General features: G+C 55.7%; 16 protein-coding genes, 1 tRNA gene and 3 pseudogenes. 6 read left to right on the plus strand and 14 right to left on the minus strand.

Annotated elements, in window-relative coordinates:
- Nucleotides 1-116 (plus strand): transposase domain-containing protein (locus tag ACMX3H_RS04910; RefSeq protein ID WP_415210031.1); only part of this gene is annotated, 116 nt, incomplete at its 5' end.
- Nucleotides 117-2,234: 2,118 nt separating this feature from the next.
- On the opposite strand, the gene ACMX3H_RS04915 is transcribed toward ACMX3H_RS04910, so the two are convergent.
- The 3 genes from ACMX3H_RS04915 to ACMX3H_RS04925 form a co-directional block, all read right to left on the minus strand.
- Nucleotides 2,235-3,200 carry a hypothetical protein gene (locus tag ACMX3H_RS04915; RefSeq protein ID WP_415210017.1) on the minus strand — a complete coding sequence of 322 codons (966 nt, stop codon included), beginning with the start codon at nucleotides 3,198-3,200 and terminating at the stop codon, nucleotides 2,235-2,237.
- Complete coding sequence (locus ACMX3H_RS04920) at nucleotides 3,166-3,441, minus strand: hypothetical protein (RefSeq protein WP_415210018.1); 276 nt, start codon at nucleotides 3,439-3,441, stop codon at nucleotides 3,166-3,168. The genes ACMX3H_RS04915 and ACMX3H_RS04920 overlap by 35 nt, the downstream gene beginning before the upstream one ends.
- Before the next feature lie 93 nt (nucleotides 3,442-3,534).
- Nucleotides 3,535-4,503 (minus strand): dienelactone hydrolase family protein, encoded by a 969-nt coding sequence (locus tag ACMX3H_RS04925; protein ID WP_415210019.1) that lies wholly within the window; start codon nucleotides 4,501-4,503, stop codon nucleotides 3,535-3,537.
- 365 nt (nucleotides 4,504-4,868) lie between these two features.
- Here ACMX3H_RS04925 and ACMX3H_RS04930 point away from each other — a divergent pair, with 365 nt between their 5' ends.
- Entirely contained in the window at nucleotides 4,869-5,333 is a 465-nt protein-coding gene (locus ACMX3H_RS04930; RefSeq protein WP_415210020.1) for a GNAT family N-acetyltransferase, read from the plus strand.
- A gap of 220 nt (nucleotides 5,334-5,553) precedes the next feature.
- Here ACMX3H_RS04930 and ACMX3H_RS04935 read toward each other — a convergent pair whose 3' ends face one another.
- The 9 genes and pseudogenes from ACMX3H_RS04935 to orn form a co-directional block, all read right to left on the minus strand.
- Nucleotides 5,554-6,315, minus strand: a complete 762-nt coding sequence (locus ACMX3H_RS04935) for a lipoyl protein ligase domain-containing protein (RefSeq protein WP_415210021.1) — start codon at nucleotides 6,313-6,315, stop codon at nucleotides 5,554-5,556.
- 70 nt (nucleotides 6,316-6,385) lie between these two features.
- Nucleotides 6,386-7,033 (minus strand): DNA oxidative demethylase AlkB, encoded by a 648-nt coding sequence (alkB, locus tag ACMX3H_RS04940; RefSeq protein ID WP_415210022.1) that lies wholly within the window; start codon nucleotides 7,031-7,033, stop codon nucleotides 6,386-6,388.
- 549 nt (nucleotides 7,034-7,582) lie between these two features.
- Nucleotides 7,583-8,586: pseudogene (locus ACMX3H_RS04945) on the minus strand (two-component system sensor histidine kinase KdbD); the annotation flags it as partial.
- Between the two features lie 9 nt (nucleotides 8,587-8,595).
- Nucleotides 8,596-9,172, minus strand: a pseudogene (gene kdpC, locus ACMX3H_RS04950) (potassium-transporting ATPase subunit KdpC).
- Nucleotides 9,173-9,183: 11 nt separating this feature from the next.
- Nucleotides 9,184-11,231: pseudogene (gene kdpB, locus ACMX3H_RS04955) on the minus strand (potassium-transporting ATPase subunit KdpB).
- A gap of 18 nt (nucleotides 11,232-11,249) precedes the next feature.
- Nucleotides 11,250-12,935 (minus strand): potassium-transporting ATPase subunit KdpA, encoded by a 1,686-nt coding sequence (gene kdpA, locus ACMX3H_RS04960; protein ID WP_415210023.1) that lies wholly within the window; start codon nucleotides 12,933-12,935, stop codon nucleotides 11,250-11,252.
- On the minus strand, nucleotides 12,935-13,024 hold the full coding sequence (gene kdpF / locus ACMX3H_RS04965) for a K(+)-transporting ATPase subunit F (RefSeq protein ID WP_415210024.1): 90 nt from the start codon (nucleotides 13,022-13,024) through the stop codon (nucleotides 12,935-12,937). Before kdpF ends, kdpA begins: the two co-directional genes overlap by 1 nt.
- Nucleotides 13,025-13,729: 705 nt before the next feature.
- Nucleotides 13,730-13,804 (minus strand) — tRNA-Gly (locus ACMX3H_RS04970).
- Between the two features lie 147 nt (nucleotides 13,805-13,951).
- Nucleotides 13,952-14,497: an oligoribonuclease gene (gene orn, locus ACMX3H_RS04975; RefSeq protein WP_415210025.1), complete on the minus strand. Its 546-nt coding sequence runs from the start codon at nucleotides 14,495-14,497 to the stop codon at nucleotides 13,952-13,954.
- A 104-nt stretch (nucleotides 14,498-14,601) separates the two neighbouring features.
- Between orn and rsgA the strand changes: the two genes are divergently transcribed.
- From rsgA to mscM, 3 genes are all read left to right on the plus strand, one after another.
- Nucleotides 14,602-15,639 carry a small ribosomal subunit biogenesis GTPase RsgA gene (gene rsgA / locus ACMX3H_RS04980; RefSeq protein WP_415210026.1) on the plus strand — a complete coding sequence of 346 codons (1,038 nt, stop codon included), beginning with the start codon at nucleotides 14,602-14,604 and terminating at the stop codon, nucleotides 15,637-15,639.
- Between the two features lie 83 nt (nucleotides 15,640-15,722).
- Nucleotides 15,723-16,610, plus strand: a complete 888-nt coding sequence (asd, locus tag ACMX3H_RS04985; protein WP_415210027.1) for an archaetidylserine decarboxylase — start codon at nucleotides 15,723-15,725, stop codon at nucleotides 16,608-16,610.
- Between the two features lie 31 nt (nucleotides 16,611-16,641).
- Nucleotides 16,642-19,980: a miniconductance mechanosensitive channel MscM gene (gene mscM, locus ACMX3H_RS04990; protein WP_415210028.1), complete on the plus strand. Its 3,339-nt coding sequence runs from the start codon at nucleotides 16,642-16,644 to the stop codon at nucleotides 19,978-19,980.
- A gap of 248 nt (nucleotides 19,981-20,228) precedes the next feature.
- On the opposite strand, the gene epmA is transcribed toward mscM, so the two are convergent.
- Nucleotides 20,229-21,206, minus strand: coding sequence for an elongation factor P--(R)-beta-lysine ligase (epmA, locus tag ACMX3H_RS04995; protein WP_415210029.1), 978 nt, complete (start codon nucleotides 21,204-21,206; stop codon nucleotides 20,229-20,231).
- A 242-nt stretch (nucleotides 21,207-21,448) separates the two neighbouring features.
- On the opposite strand from epmA, the gene ACMX3H_RS05000 reads away from it, so the two are divergent.
- Nucleotides 21,449-21,571 carry a hypothetical protein gene (locus tag ACMX3H_RS05000; RefSeq protein ID WP_415210030.1) on the plus strand — a complete coding sequence of 41 codons (123 nt, stop codon included), beginning with the start codon at nucleotides 21,449-21,451 and terminating at the stop codon, nucleotides 21,569-21,571.
- 58 nt (nucleotides 21,572-21,629) lie between these two features.
- Here the strand turns inward: ACMX3H_RS05000 and ACMX3H_RS05005 are convergent.
- Nucleotides 21,630-21,739 (minus strand): transposase domain-containing protein (locus ACMX3H_RS05005; protein WP_415209556.1); only part of this gene is annotated, 110 nt, incomplete at its 5' end.

A 21,739-nucleotide genomic window follows, 5' to 3' on the forward strand; every position in this document is an offset into this window, starting at 1 on the left:
TGAACGGCGTGGAGCCGGAAGCGTATCTGCGCCATGTGCTGGCGATTATCGCGGATCATCCCATCAACAAAATCAAAGAGCTCCTGCCGTGGAACCTCACCATCCCTGCTGAATAACTGTCAATACGGCGCTGGGTGTACGCTTACACCTCAAGCGATCATCCTTTGTTTTGATTAGCAAGACCCTCAAGATGCAAGGCGCAGTGCGTAAGCGGCCATTACCATTCTTGACTGAGCCGTTGGCGTAAGGGATGGCTATGGAGGCAATTGATTTACCGGCCTGGTTCGGCTCGAATACTAAGCTATCTTAAGGACGACCTATGTCTAAGCTGCCCCGAAGCCCGTTGAAAATGAGGTAATTACTGGCGCATTTGTAGAATTTCGTTCACTGCCAAATGGAGGCAGAGAACGATGTCTAGCAGAGGACCGTTTTATTGCCCTATTCTACCGACTGCCGCCATCTCGGTGAAGTGAACATCATATGCCTCCGACAACGGCTGACTGAGTTGGCGAAAATGCGCCAGGCGCATCGTAGATTAGGCGCCCAAATGCTTTGCCTATTAATGGGCAATGGTTTCCGTTATGAACGGCAGCCGCATTCTTTCTGTACACACCATCCCTATCGCCACCAAACCGACAACCTGCTAGCATGTTTAGACGCGCTAGAGAGACCCCCCCTCACATCCCACTAGATAGAGTGTAATTTCTTTTTTTCCAAAAATAATATAAACATTAAATATCAATAAAATAGAACAAATAATGATAATGACGAGATCCGATGGGCTAGACACACCGTTAGGACGGTTCTGATCAAAAAACGCGAAAAATAATATGTTACAAAAAGTAAATGACTATACCTGTTGATATAGGAAACCTCATTTTCAAATCCCGTATTCTTTTTATAATAAGGAGTATGGAAATGTAGATACAAAGGAGTATTGAAATCATAAATAGCAAACATAGAATAATTATTAGTGCGGCGCTTGTTAATTTATCAAACACATTGAATTTACTGATAAACATAGCCAAATAGGATTGTAAAACAAAAACAATGCTACTATAAAAGAAGAATTTAAGTCGACCCAGTGTGCCATCTTTGAAACCTTTGAAAAGTCAATATATATATTGTTTATCAATTCAATAAACTACATTCATTAATTTTATATGCAATTAATTATAAGATCACGTATCCCATAGCCACATTTTCTTTTCAAGCTGATAGAATGATTATGTCAATAATTAATGTATAAGACCGAAAATGTCCACCCATGCCCACAAATGTGCCAAGATGTACTGCATCGCGTGAGCACTGCCCGGCATTTTGGTTTATTTTAAGGTAGCAGAGAGGGCTGTGCCGAGCCTTGAACCGAAGAGAACAGAATCAGTGCCGTAAGTGTTGCTGCTCAGCGTCGGATAATCCGGTCAATTACCTGATTGACGCACGGTCAATACCGCGCGGCAGTAGAGAACGGGCAATTTTGAGGGTGTCTTCATGCCTATCTTTCGCAATACCGCGTTGTTCACCGAATTGCATGCCTTCTGCTCGCCCTTTCGAGATCCCTTTTTATTCAGGTACGAAACAGCCGAGAAGCCGCAATAGGCCGCCGAGCAGAAATTTGTACCATGAATCTTAAGGAGGTTCGCCAGAAAAAGTGGTCAAATCATAAACATTACAATGATAATTCAGGTAGACAACATGCATTGATGGAAAACAACGGGCGTTAGGTTCACAGCCCTCGGCAAACTTACCTCCGTGAACCTCAGACTAGTGGTCCTCTCAACCTAGTAATAGCTCCTTGCGATCGCTGCCGTCTGGGCATGCCGCCGCCTAGTGCCCGCAGTCTACACTCAACGACGTAACCGCCTTGATATGGGCCACGGCGTACTCCGCGTTCACAGCGGGCATACGACAACATGGTCAATACCCTCAAACGTCTGCCCCACAGGCAATAAAAACAGCATTGATGTCGGGATGACAATATATTTCATGTAGGCGGCAGTGTACCGGTCAAATCTCGAAACAGCTGCATTGTGTCTTTGGCAACAGATTAGCTTGTTTGCTCATACTCTCACTGAGCGCCAGACAAATGTCGCTCACGCTAAACGACACGTTGGCCAGCAACGGCACCGCTGCTGTTTTGCCTGTGTTAGATAAAATTAATATAGACACCGGCTATCGCGCCGCCCAGCATCAGATACTTAATAGCGCCGAAGTCATTAGAAAGTAATCGAACTTTAATATCCTGTGGACCAGGCTTCTATTTCAGAGCAAACAAGACGGAACAATAAAGGTACAGTAAAATCAGAAACGACAGAAGTCACGTCCCTTACTGGCCTTCTTGCCCTCCGGTAATTATGATTGAACTTAACATTATTTGCAATATCAGATATCATTATTGCAATAAAGTCAGCATTATCCATGACTATATTTGCTTTTAACATAGGGTCACGCTTAATCAGCTCATGAAATATAGGCCAAGGCACATTATCTGTATTTAATTCCCTTCCAATGGAATGGCCGTAGGCTTTGAGAAAAAATGAATTATTATCAATGAATTCAGCGTATTGGTTCAAAAGTGCTTCATCAATCACGTCCATAAACTCACAGGCATCTCCCGCATCCCTTGTTGTAGGTGAAAGAATAAAATCAACTGAATCTGAACGATGTGATGCTTCATGTAATGCCGTGAGATGGAGTTTAGTGGTGGGAATAGGCTGCACATCAAAGGCATCAGCCATAATTACAATTCTATTACCTGAATCAAGTGGCATTGAAAAAACCATAGGGCAAAGAGTGTTATGTAGATAGCGATCATTTGTCGTTGAGCATGTAGCAATTATAATTTTATCGAGTGGTCCATCAAAGTACTGTTCCATTTCGTTTAGATAAAAAAGGAATCTGTTCATTGATTGATCAAGTATCTCCTCATCCACTGTCCTCAGTACTTGTTTTAAATATGCTTTGACCGGATGGTTATCTGGATATGTTAAGACATGAAATTTGTTAAACATTGCACTTCTCATAAATAGTTTCTTTGCTTTCATAACGTTTTTTTTTGCAATCCTTATTTCATTTAAAATGTGTGGTAACTTTTTCCTTAAAGACTCAAATCTTGGTGGTATATTTTCTATAGGGTCGGTTAATTTATGTTGATAAAAATCTGCTCTATCTATTATAACCTTTTCTGATTTCGGCAGCAATGTCATCTTTCCGATCGTACTTTATATGATAAAAAATTTCCCTGTACTCAGGAAGTGGGCGAATAAAGCTTTGCAAAAGTTCTATTTCATTAGGATCAATTACATTCGCAGGCATCATTTGGCTGTGTGGGATTTGTACCGGCACATCCTGGTCCATTTTATGAATATTGATATTAGATTGCTTTTGCACACGTAAATGATCAGCTGCCACAAACGAGTTTTTTGGGCTATTTTCAGGCACGTTTTTGTGAATACTTTTAAGATCCGATGAATCATTTATATTTACTACTACAGCACGTTCCGGATTATCCTTTTTGCCAAAAAAATATTTATCTCAAAATAATTCACCAGCTTCAGGATTGACTCGGACATCAACGAACCTATCTGCCTGTTTTCCAACTGCCTTTACAGCGACTTGTGTTTCAGTCCCCGGGAGTATAGCTATAACTGCTTTATCTGATGGTGATACTGGATAACGGTTCAAAACAAGGGAAAATGATAATCGCCTCGCTAATTCTTCTGATTTTTTATCTCTAGACAGCAGTGATATCACCTTGTCGCCAAATTTCTTGCCGACAGACGTTAACATCTCAAAACCGGGGTCTGATGCCCTGATCGCATCTTGCCCAAGCAAAGATAATTCTTTGGTAGTTGGCAGATCAACTCCCCGAATCAGCGCTTTGCCTGCTGATTTCAAACCACTTTTACCCGATAGTGTTATTGCATGTTTAATACCAAGGCTAAGACGCGTACAAACCTTACACCCAACTTTGCAGCTTGCCTGATGCGCCGCCAGAAAGGGTATTGCGGCGAAAAAATCATTCATCAGCTTAACCGGGTCAATCTGCGTCTGCAGTTCCCGGCCCTTTTCGTCATTGCCGGGATATCCCCCTACCGAACTCAGACCGTCCGGCGCCAGGGCGATAAATCCCTCCTTGGCGAGACGGCGCGCCACATCTTCAATATAGGGATTAAGCCCCCGATTTTCGTGTACCACCACCACCGCGGCCGTCGGACCGGCCGCCTTAGCCGGGCGGACAAAATAGCCGCGTACCTGCCCGTGACCGTTCGGTGAGGGATAGCGGAGATATTCCGCCGCAATCGCCGGATCGGTAAATTCCACCTGTTCGGCGAGGGCGTAATTCGGACTCATTAGCGACAAAATAGACGCCGCCGTCAGGCCGCCAACGGCGTATTTCGCCGCCTTGGCAAGGAATTCGCGTTTGGTTATCCTTCCGTGGGCGTAATAGTCGTACAGTTCAAGTAGGTCGGGATGAAAATCTTTCGCCGTCAGACGGGCCATGATGACTCTCCTCTACGTGGTGGGCTCGGCTATGACGTTAGCAAATTTTCGCCGCCCGTACAGTAGCTGCGCTGACCCTTGTTAACCAGGCTGGCGTATTGCATGCTTGCGTTCGCATTTTGGTCGCGGCGAGGGGAATAGCCAGGCAGCATTCATTACTTATTGACGCACGCAGGATCAGACGTCAATCTTTTGGCCGCGTTAAAGGCAAAACTGACGCCAGGTCAGCGAAATACATTTCGCCAGAAATTTCGCTCGCCGCCTCCCTTTTTTTAACCGTAGGGTTATCGGCATGAATAATAAAATCACCTTCACATCCAGCGTTATTTACCCTGATATCACCGTCATTTTAGGCAGCCAATTACATGAAACAGGACAACCACTTTATTCATATCAGCGACGTGGCCAACGACGCGGAAGAAAAGTTTATTCAACAGCAATTGTGGTCGCATAATGCGCAATTCGAGGCCGTGGATATGCGCCCGTTACGCTTAACGGTAACCGCAGAAGCCGGCAATATTATCGCCGTGCTGCTCGCCAGCACCTGGTGGGGATCGCTTGAAATACAGTATTTATGGATTGATGAACGGCACCGCCACGGTGGACTCGGCCGACGATTAATTCAGCAGGCGGAAGCGGAGGCCATTGCGCGCGGCTGCCATCAGGCCTACCTGGACACCTTCAGTTTTCAGGCCCTGGGCTTCTACCAAAAATTGGGCTATCGCCCTTACGGCCATCTCGCGGGTTATGCCCATAAACATACGCGTTATTATCTGGCCAAACCGTTGTCCGACGCGTCTTGGCAGCACGAAAATAACGGCGCATCATGAACGATAAGCCCTCTTTGGCCCTGACGCGGTATCGGCAGCACGCTAAAGCGCAACAGCGCGCCTAAGATGCGAAGCCACATACGGGGGCGCCGGAGTACGGCGCTCCCGCTCACTCATTGCCGGCGGTGCCCGGTCGCCCGCATAAACGCCCTGCCGCGCCCGGGTAAAAGGATGGCGAACAAGGCATGATGCGCGCTGAAATGGTTTTTCGGCCTAAAACCTACAGCGGCACCCTGCTGCCCGCAATGCGTGTTATCAGAGCATCCGCCACGCTTGCAACAAGCCGCGCTACCGGCGCGTTTAGGCATTGCGCCACGCTGACGGTTTTTTCCACCTGGTACACGCGGACGGTGCCTAAGCGCGATTCAAATTCGTTAGCGAGACGGTGGGCGGCCAGAAGATCACAATCTACCAAGAGCAACGCGTAGGCCAGCACGATATGACGCCGTTCCCTCCGACCATCGGGATCCGCCGCGGCGCGCCAATATTGCGCGGTCCCGGCAATTTTGCGCGCCTGCGCCCCGCTGCCGCAGGCGAGGTTATAGCGCCCATCGCAAAAAGAGCCCGCCACCGCCTGCCAGCCGGTGGCAATGCCCAGCCGCGCCAACCCATCGGTCAAGATCCCGCATAAATGGCGGTACACGTCCTCGGCGGCGTCGCCAAAAGCGTGGTCCGTCGGGTAGGCCAAACTTAAGTTGATAATGCCGGGCCCTTGCGGTACCAGCCCGCCGCCGGATTTGCGCAGCAGCACGGGGCAACCGTCGGCGGCAAAGTCCTGGCAGACCTGGGCAAAGCCGGCAAAGCGGCGATAACTGACCGGCGCCACCAGCGACAGCGGCGCGTGCCACACTAGCGCTACTGCCTGCACGGCCGCGGTGGCGGAATACATGCCTTCCTCGGCCCGCGTGGCGTCGCTACAGTAGCGCAAGGGGGGACCGGCAAAAAAAACGACCCGGCAGCGCCGAGCCGGCCTGTGGCACATCGCTCATGATTGACCTTATTCGCCCTGCCCGCGCGGCGCCAGAATACGCCAACCCAGCGCCGGTTGAGCCCTAGAGCGCCTTACGTAACGTAATATTAATACGGTGCGGCCCAACAAGGGAATGATAGCCTTCCTTTATCGGCAGAATGCCGTGAAAACACAGGCGCGCAGGACCGCCCCACACGACGACATCCCCATGGGCCAACGGGATGCGTTGCGCGGGGTCGCTGCGCTGCAGGCCGCCGAACTGAAATACCGCCGGCAGGCCCAGGGAGACCGACACAATCGGCGCACCAAAGTCATGTTCGTCTTTATCTTGATGCAACGAGAGTTTACTGCCGACATCGTAGCGGTTCATGAGGCAAGCATCGGGCACAAAGTGGGCAAATCCCGCCAGTTGCGCGGCTTCGTCCGCCAGTGCCATCAATATGTGCGGTATCGACGGCCAGGGGTGGCCATCGCGGGGGTTACGCTGCGTATAGCGATAGCCGTGGTTGTCGCTGTTCCAGCGGTGGCCGCACCAGCTCATTGCCACCGACATGGTGTAGCCTCCCGGCGTGGTCATGTGGCGCCAGGGTACCTGGGCCGTAATCGACTGTACCGCCGCCAGCAGCGCGGCCCCGTGTGTGCGCACGAAACCGTGCAGCACGACCGCGCCCGGTGTAATCGTCTCACGCCAAGGCGCCGGCGCCACGTCTTCAAAAAGATCCAGTGTCATGGCTAAACCCTGTACAAATACCCAGTAATCAGTTTAGCTATTTACGCGCGCTTGTCCAGTTTGTCTCGCTGAGGGTGCCGCTCGCGGCGTCAACGCAACGGCGGCCACGGGATCCGTTGCCGTACTTATGTCGCCAGCGGCGATGCTAATCCCCCCCATTTTGGTGCCGAAGCGACGGCGGTCACGGCATTGCGTCTGCCGTAAGGTAAGCGCCCCGTGGAGGACGTCTTGAATTATTGGTGGGTTTGTTGTATGAGACAGTAAACCTACGTTGCACGCTTATGCTCATTGTATTTTCACATTATATTGATTTTAATAACTTTTATTTCTATCCCGGTTTGAGTGATATGAAATTAGTGGTTCTGAAGTTTGTGATAGTGTCCATTAAAATTTAAGTGGACACCATCATCGCCGGATTATCCATGATCTGACAGCCGTCCCTTATAGGATGCGGGTTCACTAGGCATCGTAGTGGAACATATTCTTACCGGGCCATACAACAAACCCACCAATAATTCAAGACGTCCTCCACGGGGCGCTTACCTTACGGTTATGCTCGCGCGCATAGCGCAACACCGCCATCGCCTCATCGGGGTCCGAGAGGGTGGCGATGGCGGCACCCATTTTTTGCGCCAGTTGCAACGTGCGCAGCGTCGCGCGCCGTCGCGCCTCGCCCCGACGGTAAAGCGTCGGCGTCTCGACCGTCACGGCATGCCATTCGCTGCCAAGTTTGGTGGCCAGCCGCGCGGCGTCCTCACCAGTTTTTCGCTGCCGGTGCTGGCGCCGATGCACAGCAATACCGCATCCCGGGTATGCCAGACTTTCTCCTCGCGCCCGCGGGCGTCGCGCCAGGCGCGCATCTGACCATCGACGCGATCGGCCGTTCGCCTCAGCGCCAGTTCGCGTAACGCGAACAAATTTCCTTTGCGGAAAAAATTCTCAATCGCCCGCTCCGCGCGATCGCCGACATAGACTTTGCCCTGCTTGAGACGCCCCAGCAGATCGTCCGGCGGCAGGTCCACCAGCACCACTTCCGCGGCGGTATCGAAAAACGGATCCGGTACCGTTTCACGCACCCGCACGCCGGTCACGCCGCTGACCACGTCGTTGAGGCTTTCCAGATGCTGTACGTTGACGGTGGTCAGCACATCAATACCCGCCTCCAGCAGTTCCTCAATATCCTGCCAGCGCTTGGGATGCCGGGCGCCCGGCGCATTGGAATGGGCGAGCTCGTCCATCAGAATAACGGCGGGACGACGCGCCAGCGCGGCGTCTAAATCAAATGCCTGATGGCGCCGCCGTCCGGTGGCGCGTGGCTTGAGCATCTCCAACCCTTCCAGCAGCGCCGCGGTCTCCTGACGACCGGGGGTTTCCACGACGCCGGCCACCACATCCAGCCCCTGCGCCCGCAGCCGGCGTGCCTCTTGCAACATCGCCCAGGTTTTGCCCACCCCCGCGCAGGCACCAAAGTAAATTTTCAGTTTACCGCGGCCGTCATTATCGGCCTGCGCCAGCAGTACGTCCGGATCGGGACGCAGGGGTTCATCCGTCATGAAGATTCCTTAACCTTTTGCGCGCGCATCCAGCGCCTCATTCAGCTCAAGCACATTCACCACCGGCTCGCCGATAAAATACAGCAGCGGGCGCGTGGTGTAGTCGTCCACTAGGCGGCGCAGCTCCGCCTGCGGCATTTGCCGGGCCTCGGCCACGCGCGGCACCTGCCACAGCGCGGCGGAGGGGCTGATGTGCGGATCCAGACCGCTGGCGGAGGCGGTGATCAGCTCAACCGGCACCGGCGCATCCGCGTGCGGATTGGCCTGCAGTAGGGCCGCCACCCGCTGTTTCACCGCGTCGTCCTGGGCCGGGTTGCTGACCGCCAGATTACTTGCCCGACGAGGCCAGCGCATTATAAGGCGTCGGTGCCGTCGCCGACGGCCGCCCCTGGAAATAGTCGGCGCGGGTAAACGTCTGACCAATCAGTGCGGAACCGCGCGGCTGGTCATCTTGCATCCCCAGCGAACCTTGCGCCGCGCCGGGAAACCACCACTGGGCCATGCCGGTGACGACCAAAGGATAGGCGACGGCGGTCACCAGCACCAGCAGGAAAAATACGGACAGCGCGGGACGTAACACATTCATCATCAGACTCCTCACACCCAGCCCAAAACGGTCAATAGCAGATCAATTAATTTGATGCTGATAAACGGGACCAGCAGTCCCCCCGCGCCATAAATCCACAGTTTGCGGCGCCGCAGCAGCGCCGCGGACATCGGCCGGTAACTCACCCCTTTCAACGCCAGCGGGATCAGCAGCACGATGATGAGGGCGTTGAAGATGACCGCCGACAGAATGGCCGAGGTCGGCGAGTGCAGCCCCATCACATTGAGCCGATTCAACGATGAATAGGTCACCGCAAAGGCCGCCGGGATAATGGCAAAATATTTCGCCACATCGTTGGCGATACTGAAGGTGGTCAGCGACCCGCGCGTCATCAGAATCTGTTTACCGATATGCACCACTTCCAACAGCTTGGTGGGGTTGGAATCCAAATCGACCATATTGCCCGCTTCCTTGGCGGCCTGGGTCCCTGAATTCATCACCACCGCGACATCGGCCTGCGCCAACGCCGGCGCGTCATTGGTGCCGTCGCCGGTCATGGCGACCATGCGGCCCTCGCTCTGATACTGGCGAATAAGCGCCAGCTTGGCCTCGGGCGTGGCCTCCGACAGGAAATCATCCACCCCCGGCTCGGCAGCGATGGCCGCCGCGGTCAAGGGGTTGTCGCCGGTGACCATCACCGTTTTGATCCCCATTTTGCGCAGCTCGGCGAAACGCTCCTTAATCCCGCCTTTGACGATATCCTTCAGCGCCACCACGCCCATTACGGTGTTATCTTCGGCCACCACCAGCGGCGTCTCCCCCTGGCGCGCTACCGCCTCCACCTGCGCTTCCACATCCCACGGAAAACGCCCGCCATGACTTTCCACATGGCGGCGAATGGCGTCCACCGCCCCTTTACGCACTATTTTTAGCCCAATGTTCACGCCGCTCATCCGCGTCTGGGCGGAGAAGGGAATAAAGGTGGCGTTCAGACTCTGCAGGCCGCGTTCGCGCAAGTTGTACTTGGTTTTCGCCAGAACCACGATACTGCGCCCTTCCGGAGTTTCATCCGCCAGCGACGCCAGCTGGGCCGCGTTGGCCAGCGCGTCCTCGCGGATCCCCTGCGCCGGTAAAAACTCGCTGGCCTGGCGATTACCCAGCGTGATAGTACCGGTTTTATCCATCAGCAGAACATCCACATCGCCGGCGGCTTCTACCGCCCGGCCGCTGGTGGCGATCACGTTCGCGCCCAGCATGCGGCTCATGCGGCGATACCAATCGCGGACAATAGCGCGCCGATCGTCGTCGGGATTAGACAGACCAGCAACACCACCAGCACCGTCACGCTGACCGGCGCGCGCGCCCAGGCCGAAAACGGATACAGGGTGGCGGTGGCCAGCAGAAAGACAATAGTCAGCGAGACGAGCAAGATGGTCAGTGCCACTTCATTCGGCGTTTTACGGCGCTGGGCGTTTTTCACCATGGCGATCATCCGGTCCAGGAACGTCTCGCCTGGATTCACGCTGCACTGAATCACCAGCCAATCGGACAAGATGCGCGTACCATCGGTAACCGAGGCGAAATCCCCGCCGGCTTCCCGGATGACGGGTGCCGATTCGCCGGTAATCGCGCTTTCATCCACCGAAGCGCCGCCGACCAGCACTTCGCCGTCGCAGGGAATGATCTCCCCCGCCTCCACCAGCACGTAATCCCCTTTACGCAGACTCTCCGCCGCGACCTTTTGCCGCGGGGATTCCACCTGCGGCGCGGCCAGTTTTTGGGCCCAACGGGTCCGTTTAATGCCTCTGAGACTTTCCGCCTGTACTTTGCTGCGCCCTTCCGCCAACGCTTCAGCCACGTTGGTGAACAAGACCGTGAACCAGAGCCACACGCTGATGGCGAGCGTGAAGCCGAACGGCCCACCGGCGTGGCCCGACGCTATGGCGATGGCCAGACACGTCGTCAGGATACTGCCCAAATACACGACAAACATCACCGGATTGCGAAACTGCACCCGGGGATCGAGCTTATACAACGACGCGATCAGCGCCGTACGCCACAGTGCGCTGCGCTGTAGGGAAAAAGATTGATGTCTCATAGGGATATTCTCCGGCAATTAATGACCCGTTAATTGCAAATGTTCAACAATGGGCCCCAGGGCCAGCGACGGAATAAACGTCAATGCGCCTATCAGTAGCACTGTGCCGATAATGAGAGCGACAAACAGCGCGCCATGGGTCGGTAACGTTCCAGGGCTAGCGGGCTGCGTTTTCCTTCCCGCCAGCGAGCCGGCAATCACCATCAGCGGCACAAACGGCGCGAAACGCCCTAGCAGCATGGCCACCGCCAGCAAGACATTCCAAAACGGCGTATTGGCGGACAGGCCAGCGAAGGCGCTGCCGTTATTGTTGGCCGCGGAAGACACCGCATACAGCACTTCGCTGAAACCGTGCGCCCCTGGGTTAAGCATGCCGGCGCGCCCCGCGTCGGTCATCATCGCCAGCGCCGTCCCCAGCAGCACCAGCGCGGGGGTGATAAGGATATAAATGGCCGCCATTTTCATTTCCGGTACGCCAATCTTCTTGCCCAGATATTCCGGCGTACGTCCTATCATCAACCCGGCAATGAACACCGCCAGCAGCACATTGATTAACATGCCGTAAAGGCCCGAGCCCACACCGCCAAACACGACCTCGCCGAGTTGTATCAACCACAGCGGGATCAGGCCGCCGAGCGCGGTGAAAGAGTCATGCATCGCGTTGACCGCACCGCAGGAGGCCGCGGTGGTGATAACCGCAAACAGGCTGGAGTTCAAAATACCGAACCGGCTTTCCTTACCTTCCCAATTCATCGCGCTGTCCGCTCCCAACGTCGTGAGATGCCCATTGCCGTGAACTTCGGCCAACATGGCCAGCACCGCCGCCGCCACGAACATCAACACCATCGCCCACAATACCGTTTTTCCCTGACGTCTATCGCCCACCGCCTCGCCAAAGGTGAAGCACAGCGCCGCCGGAATAAGGAATATCGCCAGCATCTGCACAAAATTGCTTAGCGCAGTCGGATTTTCAAAGGGATGGGCGGAGTTGGCGTTAAACAGGCCGCCGCCGTTGGGGCCGAGCATTTTTATGGCTTCTTGTGAGGCGACCGGCCCCATGGGCAGCGTCTGCGGCGCACCTTCCAGCGTGGTGATCGTCAGGTAGGGGCTAACGTTTTGTATTACCCCCTGGCTGACCAAAAACAGCGCCAGCAGAAGCGATAGCGGCAGCAGGACGAACAGCGTGATACGAACGAGATCCCGCCAGGCGTTGCCAAGATCCTGGGTACTGTGCCGGACGAACCCCCGGATCAGCGCGAACAGCACGGCAATTCCGGTCGCCGCCGACAGGAAATTCTGTACGGCGAGGCCGGCCAGGGTGCTGAAATAACTGATGGTGGATTCACCAGCATAAGATTGCCAATTGGTATTGGTGACGAAACTTATCGCGGTATTTAACGCTAAATGCCAGGATAAGCCGGGCAAGTGCTGCGGATTGAGGGGCAGCAACCCCTGGAGCAGCAAAATCGCCAACAGCAGCGCGCCGCCCAGCAGGTTGAATACCACGATGGTGCACAGATAATGACGCCAGTGTATGGCGCCTCCGCCAACCCCGCACAGGCGCCAGAGAGTCCGCTCAAAGCCCGCCGTCAGCGGCAGCGGACGATCGAGCACCAGCCCCGTCATCAATCGTCCCAGCGGTTGCGCCAGCAATAGCAGCACCGCTAAAAAACTGGCTAGCAATAAAAACGCTTCGGCTGCCATTAGAATTCCTCAGCCCGGAACAGGGCATAAAATAAATAGGCTAATAGCAAAAACACCAGCACAATGCCGGCGATCCCCCCTATATTCACGGCGATTCTCCAAAAGAGTTGGCGTAAGGAAAGTCTAAACAAATAAAAATATCGTCAATATTGTCGGGGCGGGTATATAAAAAATATATAAATGGGGGCTTTCGGTCTGGCGTTGGGTACAGCGTCGCGGTCGGGGTTGTGGCAACACGCTAAGGCGTTGATGCTCGTGCGGGCCGCACAGCGCCATGTTAAGGGGCTAGTGCACGTGCGGCCTAATACCGCCATGTTAAGGTGCCGGTACCCGTACGGGCCGCATGCCGCCATATCATGAATACCGGATTCATAGCTACGGCGGGTTAATAGGTATATCGGGTTGATAGGTATATGGGATTGATAGGTATATCGGGTTGATATGAATATCGGAACCCTATGTTTAGCGGGTTCATAAGAATAGCGGTTTCAACGCCCTATAGCTTTTATTGCTGCAGCCGGGAAAAGTGTGAACGGTTTAAAACCGGTGGGCAAATAGCCCCAGGGTAAACGCGACGGTAAATTACCAATTAACTACGCGCCTGACGTCCAACGGCAGAATGGATATCGATCCCCTTCGCGGTTAATGGCAACGTTCAGATAGATAATGACAAGTCGTTATTTTTGCGACGGCGCAATGTTACCACAATGGCAGCAGCGAAAATGGCTTATTCTGTGTCAAAAGCAGGAAAGGCAAATGATCTACCAAGGCAACGGCGGCACGAAGAAAAGAATTGGAGCGGGAAACGAGGCTCGAACTCGCGACCCCAACCTTGGCAAGGTTGTGCTCTACCACTGAGCTATTCCCGCTTGGGCGTAACGTGAAAGTCTGGCGTTACGGGGAGCGAATTATACGGGAAACGCCACCGGCTGCAAGCCTTTCAGCGACAAAATGGGGTTTCGCCGGTGCGATTGACGCAAAAATAACCACGCCGGCTCCATTTTACCGCAAAGCGGCTACAGACGGATAAAATGCTCACGATAGTAGGCCAATTCCGCCACCGACTCGCGGATATCGTCCAGCGCCTGATGGGTATTTTTTTTCTTCAGTCCGGCCAGAATTTCCGGCTTCCAGCGGCGGGCCAGTTCTTTAAGCGTACTGACATCCAGATAACGGTAGTGGAAATACGCTTCCAGCGCCGGCATATAGCGGAACAAGAAGCGCCGGTCCTGGCCGATACTGTTGCCGCAAATCGGCGACTTGCCGGTGGGGACCCATTCGGCCAAAAAGGCCAGCGTCTGCGCCACCGCCGCCTCTTCATCCAACTGACTATGCCGAACCCGGTCAACCAGCCCGCTGGCGGTATGGGTACGCACATTCCACTCATCCATCAGCGCTAACTGGGCGTCGGATTGATGTATCGCCAGCACCGGGCCTTCCGCCAAAATAGCCAGATTGGCGTCGGTGACAAGCGTCGCGATTTCGATAATGCGATCGCGCTCGGGATCCAGCCCGGTCATTTCCAGATCAATCCAAATCAGGTTGTTATCATTTACCGGCATGATTTTCTCGTAGCAAGGGATTTTACGGCTTATCTGGTAGAATAACCTTGTATGATAGCCGTTTTCGGCGCCATGGGCGATTCATCCGTACTAAGTGAGGCGCAGTGAGCAAAAATAAACTGTCCAAAGGTCAGGAGCGCCGGGTACAGGCCAACCATCAGCGCCGCCTGCAGCAGCGTGAGCGCGGCTGCGCCCAATGGGACGACCAGCAATTGGGGGAGGCCCAGGAGGGCGTGGTCGTTAGCCGGTTCGGCATGCATGCCGACGTGGAGGACGCCGCGGGCCGCATTTACCGCTGCAATCTACGCCGCACGCTGAAGTCCCTGGTCACGGGTGATCGGGTGGTCTGGCGCGCCGGTAGCCCTCAGCCGTCCGGGGTCAGCGGTATTGTAGAGGCGGTCCATCCGCGCCGTTCGGTGCTGACTCGCCCCGATGTGTATGACGGCGTCAAACCCATCGCGGCAAATATGGACCAAATAGTCATTGTCTCCGCCCTTTTGCCCGAGCTGTCTTTGAATATTATCGATCGCTATTTGGTGGCGTGCGAAACGGTGGAGGTGGAGCCGCTTATCGTTTTGAATAAAATTGACCTACTGACGGCGGCGGCGCGGACGGACGTGGAGCGTCAAATGGCTATCTATCGCCGCATCGGCTATCGGGTGCTGATGGTGTCAAGCCATATCGGCGAGGGGATGAGTCCTTTCCGGGAGACGCTGGCCGGGCGAACCAGTATTTTCGCCGGTCAGTCGGGGGTGGGCAAATCGAGCCTGCTGAATGCGCTGCTGCTGCCGGACCACGAGAAGATTTTGGTCAATAGCGTCTCAGATAACTCGGGGCTCGGGCAGCATACCACCACCACCGCCAGGCTATATCATTTCAGCCACGGCGGTCATTTAATTGATTCCCCGGGGGTACGGGAATTTGGTTTGTGGCATCTGGCGCCGGAACTTATTGCCCGCGGTTTCGTCGAATTCAGGGATTACCTGGGCACCTGTAAATTCCGCGACTGCCGCCATGATACCGATCCCGGCTGCGCGATCCGGGGTGCGGTGGAAAGCGGCGCTATCGCCCGCGAACGTTTCGATAACTACCATCGTATTCTTGACAGTATGGCGCAGGTCAACGCCCGTAAGGCGTTTTGATGGCCCGATCGCTGACATTTATCGCCGCCGCCGGTACAATGCGGCCCCTTTTGGCTATTCATTGAAACAGGAAAGAGGTCCCCGTGCTGGACAGGACAAAGATAGTTCTACAACACCTACTGCCTAAGTGCTGGCTGACGGAGCTGGCCGGTTGGGGTGCAGAACGCCGCGGCGGCTGGCTTACCCGCTGGGTTATTACGCTGTTCGTGCGCTGTTATAAGGTCGATATGCAGGAAGCGCAGCAGCCGGATGTGGCCGCCTATCCGACCTTTAACGCCTTCTTTGTCCGGCCGCTGCGCGACGACGCGCGGCCCATTGATGCCGACCCGGCGGTAATGGTCTTGCCGGCGGATGGGATCATCTCGCAGCTCGGCCCCATTAAGGGAGAGCTGATATTCCAGGCGAAGGGGCACTATTATAGTCTGGAAGCGCTGCTGGCCGGCAATGAACCGATGATCGCCCACTTTCGCGACTGCCGCTTCGTCACGACCTATCTGGCCCCGCGCGATTATCATCGCGTGCATATGCCTTGCAACGGCGTGCTGCGCGAAATGCTGTACGTACCGGGCGATTTGTTTTCGGTGAATCCGCTGACCGCGGCCAATATCCCCAACCTGTTCGCCCGCAACGAGCGGGTCATCTGCCTGTTCGATACCGTTTTTGGCCCGATGGCGCAAATTTTGGTGGGCGCGACCATTGTCGGCAGTATCGAGACCGTCTGGGCGGGCACCGTCACGCCGCCGCGGGAGGGGATTATCAAACGCTGGCGCTACCCGCAGGCGGACGCCGCCGAGGCGGTGGTATTGCTAAAAGGACAGGAAATGGGGCGCTTCAAGCTGGGTTCCACCGTCATCAACCTGTTCGCCGGCAAAAACGTGCTGCTGGGCGAACATCTGTCTACCCGATATGTTACCCGCGTCGGTCAGCGGCTGGCCCACGGCACCGCGCAAACCGACAGCCCGCTGACCTGAATCCTCTACGGTTAACAAGAGAGTTCTCACCTTGCGCCTGATTATACTTTTCCTCCTGGGTTGGCTGCTGGCCTCCCCGGCCTTCGCCGCCAACCTGCCAGACGAGGGCCAGCTCAAAAAGGATCTGCAGCAGGCGCAGGATGATAAAGCCGCGCCGAACCAGGCGGCGATTGTCGATGCGCTGCAGTCAGCGCTGAACGCCCTCGCCGAGGGCAAAGCGTCCAGCGCCAAAATACTGGAATATCAGAAGGCTATCGACGACTTTCCGGCGCTGACATGCCAACTGCGGGATGAAAAAGACAGTGAACCGGATGAACCCGACCCCCTCAGCCCCAAACTCGCCAGCAGTGAATTGAATCAACGGCTGCTACAGGCCAATAGTCAACTGATGGATTTGGCCGGCCAGTTACAGCAAGAGCAGGACCAGGCGCGCGCCATCAGCGACTCGCTGGGCCTGCTGCCGCAGCAGCAGACCGAAGCGCGCAGGGCGCTAAGCGATGTGGAACAACAGCTGCAGGCGCTGCCCACTCCCGGCACGCCGCTGGAACAGGCGCAGGCCACCGCGCTACAGGCTGAACAGGCCGCCCGCCGCCTCAAGGTGGAGGAGCTGGATCTTGCCCAGTTAAGCGCCAATAACCGCCAGGAGTTGTCGCGCCTGCGCGCCGAGTTGCTAAAGAAACGCCATGACCGCGTGGATCAAGCGCTGCAGGCACTGCGCAACCAGCTTAATAGTCTGCGTCAACAGGAGGCGGAACAGGCAATCGAGCACACCGAAATGCTGGCGGAACAGGTCGGCGAGCAGCCTAAGTCGATCGGCACCCCATTGCAAACTAATCGCGAACTGTCCGTCGCGCTGAACCAACAGGCGCAGCGCATGGATCTTATCGCCTCGCAGCAGCGCCAGGCCGCCTCGCAAACACTGCAGGTCCGTCAGGCGCTCACGACGCTACGCGAGCAGGCGCAATGGCTGGATGAGTCGCCGGCGCTGGGGGAAATCCTGCGCGCCCAGGTGTCCAGGTTGCCGGAGATGCCCAAACCGCAGCAGCTAGACAGCGATATGGCTCAGTTGCGCGTGCAGCGCCTGCATTTTGAAGATTTGATGAACAAGCTGCCGCAGCTCGCTCAGGGAACACAGGACGACGGTTCGCCGCTGACGCCGGCGCAGCGCCGTATTCTTGACGCACAGCTCGCCACCCAGCGCAACCTGCTCAATGCGCTGCTGACCGGCTGCGATACCCAGATCCTGGAGCTTACCAAGCTGAAGGTGGCCAATAGCCAGCTTGAAGAGGCGATGAACGAGATCCAGGAAGCGGCCCATCGCTACCTGTTCTGGGTGGCCGACGTAAGCCCGATTGGCCTCTCCTACCCGCTGCACGTCGGCCAGGATCTGCGCCGGCTAGTGACCCTGGATACGTTCAGCCAATTGACCCACGCACTCGGCATGATGCTGACCAGCCAGGAAACGCTCATTCCGCTGTTCGGAGCGCTGCTGCTGGTCGGTTTCAGCCTCAGTTCCCGCCGTCATTATCATGCCTTTCTCGAGCGCTCCAGCGGCCGGGTGGGGAAGGTCAATCAGGACCATTTTTCCCTGACCCTGCGCAATGTTTTCTGGTCGGTGCTGGTCGCCCTGCCGCTGCCGGTCCTGTGGGCGGCGCTAGGCTATGGCTTGCGCCACGCCTGGCCCTATCCGGTGGCGGTCGCTATCGGCGACGGCGTCAGCGCCACGGTGCCGGTGCTGTGGGTATTTATGGTATGCGCCCACTTCGCCCACCCGCAGGGGCTGTTTATCGTGCATTTCGGCTGGCCACAACAGCAGGTAAAGCGCGCGCTGCGCTACTACACGCTGTCTATCGGCATGATCGTACCGCTGATTATGGCGCTGATATCGTTTGATGATTACAGCGAGCGGGAATTTGCCGGCACCCTGGGCAGATTATGCTTTCTCTTGTTGTGCGCCTGTCTGGCGCTGGTGACCAGCAGCCTGAAACGCGCCGGCCTGCCGCTGTATCTTGATAAGCACGGCGCCGGCGATAATGTCGTCAACCGTTCGTTATGGAACCTGATGATCTGCGCACCCATCGTCGCGGCCGCGGTGGCGTGCCTGGGGCATCTGGCGACCGCGCAGGCGCTGCTGGCGAGGCTGGAAACCTCGGTTGCGATCTGGTTCTTCCTGCTGATTATCTATTACATTATTCGTCGCTGGATGTTCATTCAGCGGCGACGCATCGCCTTCGAGCGCACCAAGCAGCGCCGCGCGGAGATGCTGGCCCAGCGGGCGCGCAATGAAGAAGATCTGTCGCAATCCCAGCTGAATGATGCCGCCGCCGAAGTCGATGAAAAGGTGCTGGATCTCGATACCATCAGCGCGCAGTCGCTACAGCTGGTACGTTCCATACTGACGCTGATTGCGCTGCTATCGGTGATTTTATTGTGGTCGGAGTTGCATTCGGCGTTCGGCTTCCTGGAAAACATTACCCTTTGGGATGCCACCTCCACTATTCAGGGAGTCGATAGCATTCAGCCGATTACGCTCGGCGCGGTGCTGATCGCCATTCTGGTCTTCATTATCACCACCCAGATGGTGCGCAACTTACCTGCACTGCTGGAGCTGGCGCTGCTGCAGCATTTGGATTTGACCCCCGGCACCGGGTATGCCATTACCACCTTGACCAAATATGGCCTGATACTGCTGGGGGGAATTATCGGTTTCTCCATGATAGGCATCGAGTGGTCGAAACTGCAGTGGCTGGTGGCGGCGTTAGGCGTAGGGCTGGGGTTTGGCCTGCAGGAGATCTTCGCCAACTTCATTTCCGGCCTGATGATCCTATTTGAAAAACCGATTCGGATTGGCGATACCGTTACCATTCGCAATCTGACCGGCAACATTACCCGTATAAACACCCGCGCTACCACCATTACCGACTGGGATCGAAAAGAGATCATCGTGCCCAACAAGGCCTTTATCACCGAACAGTTCGTCAACTGGTCGCTATCCGATACCGTCACACGCGTCGTGTTGAGCGTGCCCGCCCCCGCGGGGGCCAATATTGAGCAAGTGACGCACATTCTGGTGCAGGCAGCGCGACGCTGCCCGCTGGTGTTGGAGCTGCCGGTGCCGGAGGCTTTCCTGGTGGATTTACAGCAGGGTTTACCGCTGTTTGAGCTGCGTATGCACGCCGCCGAAATGGGGCACCGGATGCCGCTGCGCCATCAGGTACACGCGCTGATCTTGGAAGGCTATCGCGAGCACGGCATGGAATTGCCCTTCCCGCCCTTCTCGCCCTTCTCGCCCTTCCAGCTGCGCAAGGATCAGATCAAGGCCGATAATACCCCGGGCAACCGCATCAAGCCCGAAAGCGGCTCGCTCTGACGGCCGACGGCACGCCGTACCCTGCACTAAGCGCGCGGGCGGCGAAACGCATCAGCCGCTTTGTGAGCAAACGCCGGCGAAGCCGGACGGGGCACCTAGCGGTGCTGCCGGGCAATCAGTAACGGCGGTGGCCCCGTCAACACGGGTCGGAAAGAACCTGCGATAGCACCTGTGCCGGCACAGGCCGGCACGGTTCGGGGGAATGTGCGATAGCGTCTACGGCGGCGGGGCCGCACCAACGGGGGCGCTTAGGCGCGCTCCACCGGAAAGGCGATCACATCGCTCAAGCGCTCGGCCTTCAGCGCCAGCATGGCCAGTCGGTCCACGCCTAACGCCACCCCGGAACATTCCGGCATACCCTGCGCCAGGGCCGCCAGTAAATTTTCATCGATAGGCTGTTCGGTCAGGCTCATCGCCACCCGCTTGCGGTTATCCTGCTCGAAGCGCTGGCGCTGCTCGCGCGCATCGGTTAACTCACGGAAACCATTGGCCAGCTCAATACCCTTGAAATAGACTTCAAACCGGTCCGCTACCCGATGATCCTCGGTACTTATTTCCGCCAGTGCAGCCTGAGAAGTGGGAAAATGGTAAACAAAAGCCGGCTTATCGCGCCCGATGTTGGGTTCGACCATCATAGCAAACAGCAATTGCAGCAGGGTATCGCGATCGTCCTTTGCAGAAGCCGCCTCACCGAGATCCCATTTAACCGCCGCCTCATACAACTGCCCTTTGTCCGCAGATAAGGGATCAATTCCCACATGGCGGGTGAATACCTGCTGATAAGAAAGCGTTTCAGCACTGTCGCAATCCAGGATCTGCTGCAGCAGATCGTCGACCTCATTCATCAGGCGGTACATATCATAATGGGGGCGATACCACTCAAGCATGGTAAATTCCGGATTATGATAACGACCGGCTTCCTCATTACGAAAGCTGCGGCAAAGCTGGAATATAGGGCCGCTACCGGCCGCCAGCAAGCGCTTCATGTGATATTCGGGACTGGTCATCAAATACAGCGACATACCGCCGGCCGCGCCTGGCACAATAAAGCGGGTCTGGAATGGAACAAGATGGATATCCGTCACCGTTGCCTGGCTCATGGCCGGTGTTTCTACTTCAAGTAATCCGCGATCGCTGAAAAACCGCCGGATCTGGCCCACAATTGCAGCGCGCTTTAACAAATTGGCAATGGGCGCGCTTGGTTGCCAGCTGGCCGAATCGCTCATATTTTTCCCTCCGTTAAACAGGGGATGCAGTCTACCCGTATCTTTAAGCGCAAACAAATATCACTGTCGCCCTTTTTAACGTCGGCCACGCATTAGAAAAGGGTGGGTTAGCGCTTTCCATTCTTAATACAACGACCTGTAATGTTTCACATCAGTCGCCTTCCCCGCTTTTTTTATCGACCCGGCTACACATTCCCGGCGGATTACTACACTTACCTCTTTTCCCTCATGGATTATGCGCTATGTCTGCATGGAAAACCTTTTCGCTGCTCATCTCTTCGCTGCTGTCTTTATCCTGTAGCGTATCGCCGCCCAGCGGCGGGCGGCAGGTTGAGCCTTTTGCCGTCGACCGCTATTTGGGGTAAGCGTACGTCCAGCGCCGTCTGTTAATTCGTAAGCGTACGCCCAGCGCCGTATTGACAGTTATTCAGCAGGGATGGTGAGGTTCCACGGCAGGAGCTCTTTGATTTTGTTGATGGGATGATCCGCGATAATCGCCAGCACATGGCGCAGATACGCTTCCGGCTCCACGC

This window comes from Sodalis sp. (in: enterobacteria) (assembly GCF_047607725.1).
Taxonomy (GTDB): Bacteria; Pseudomonadota; Gammaproteobacteria; order Enterobacterales; family Enterobacteriaceae; genus JBLKSS01.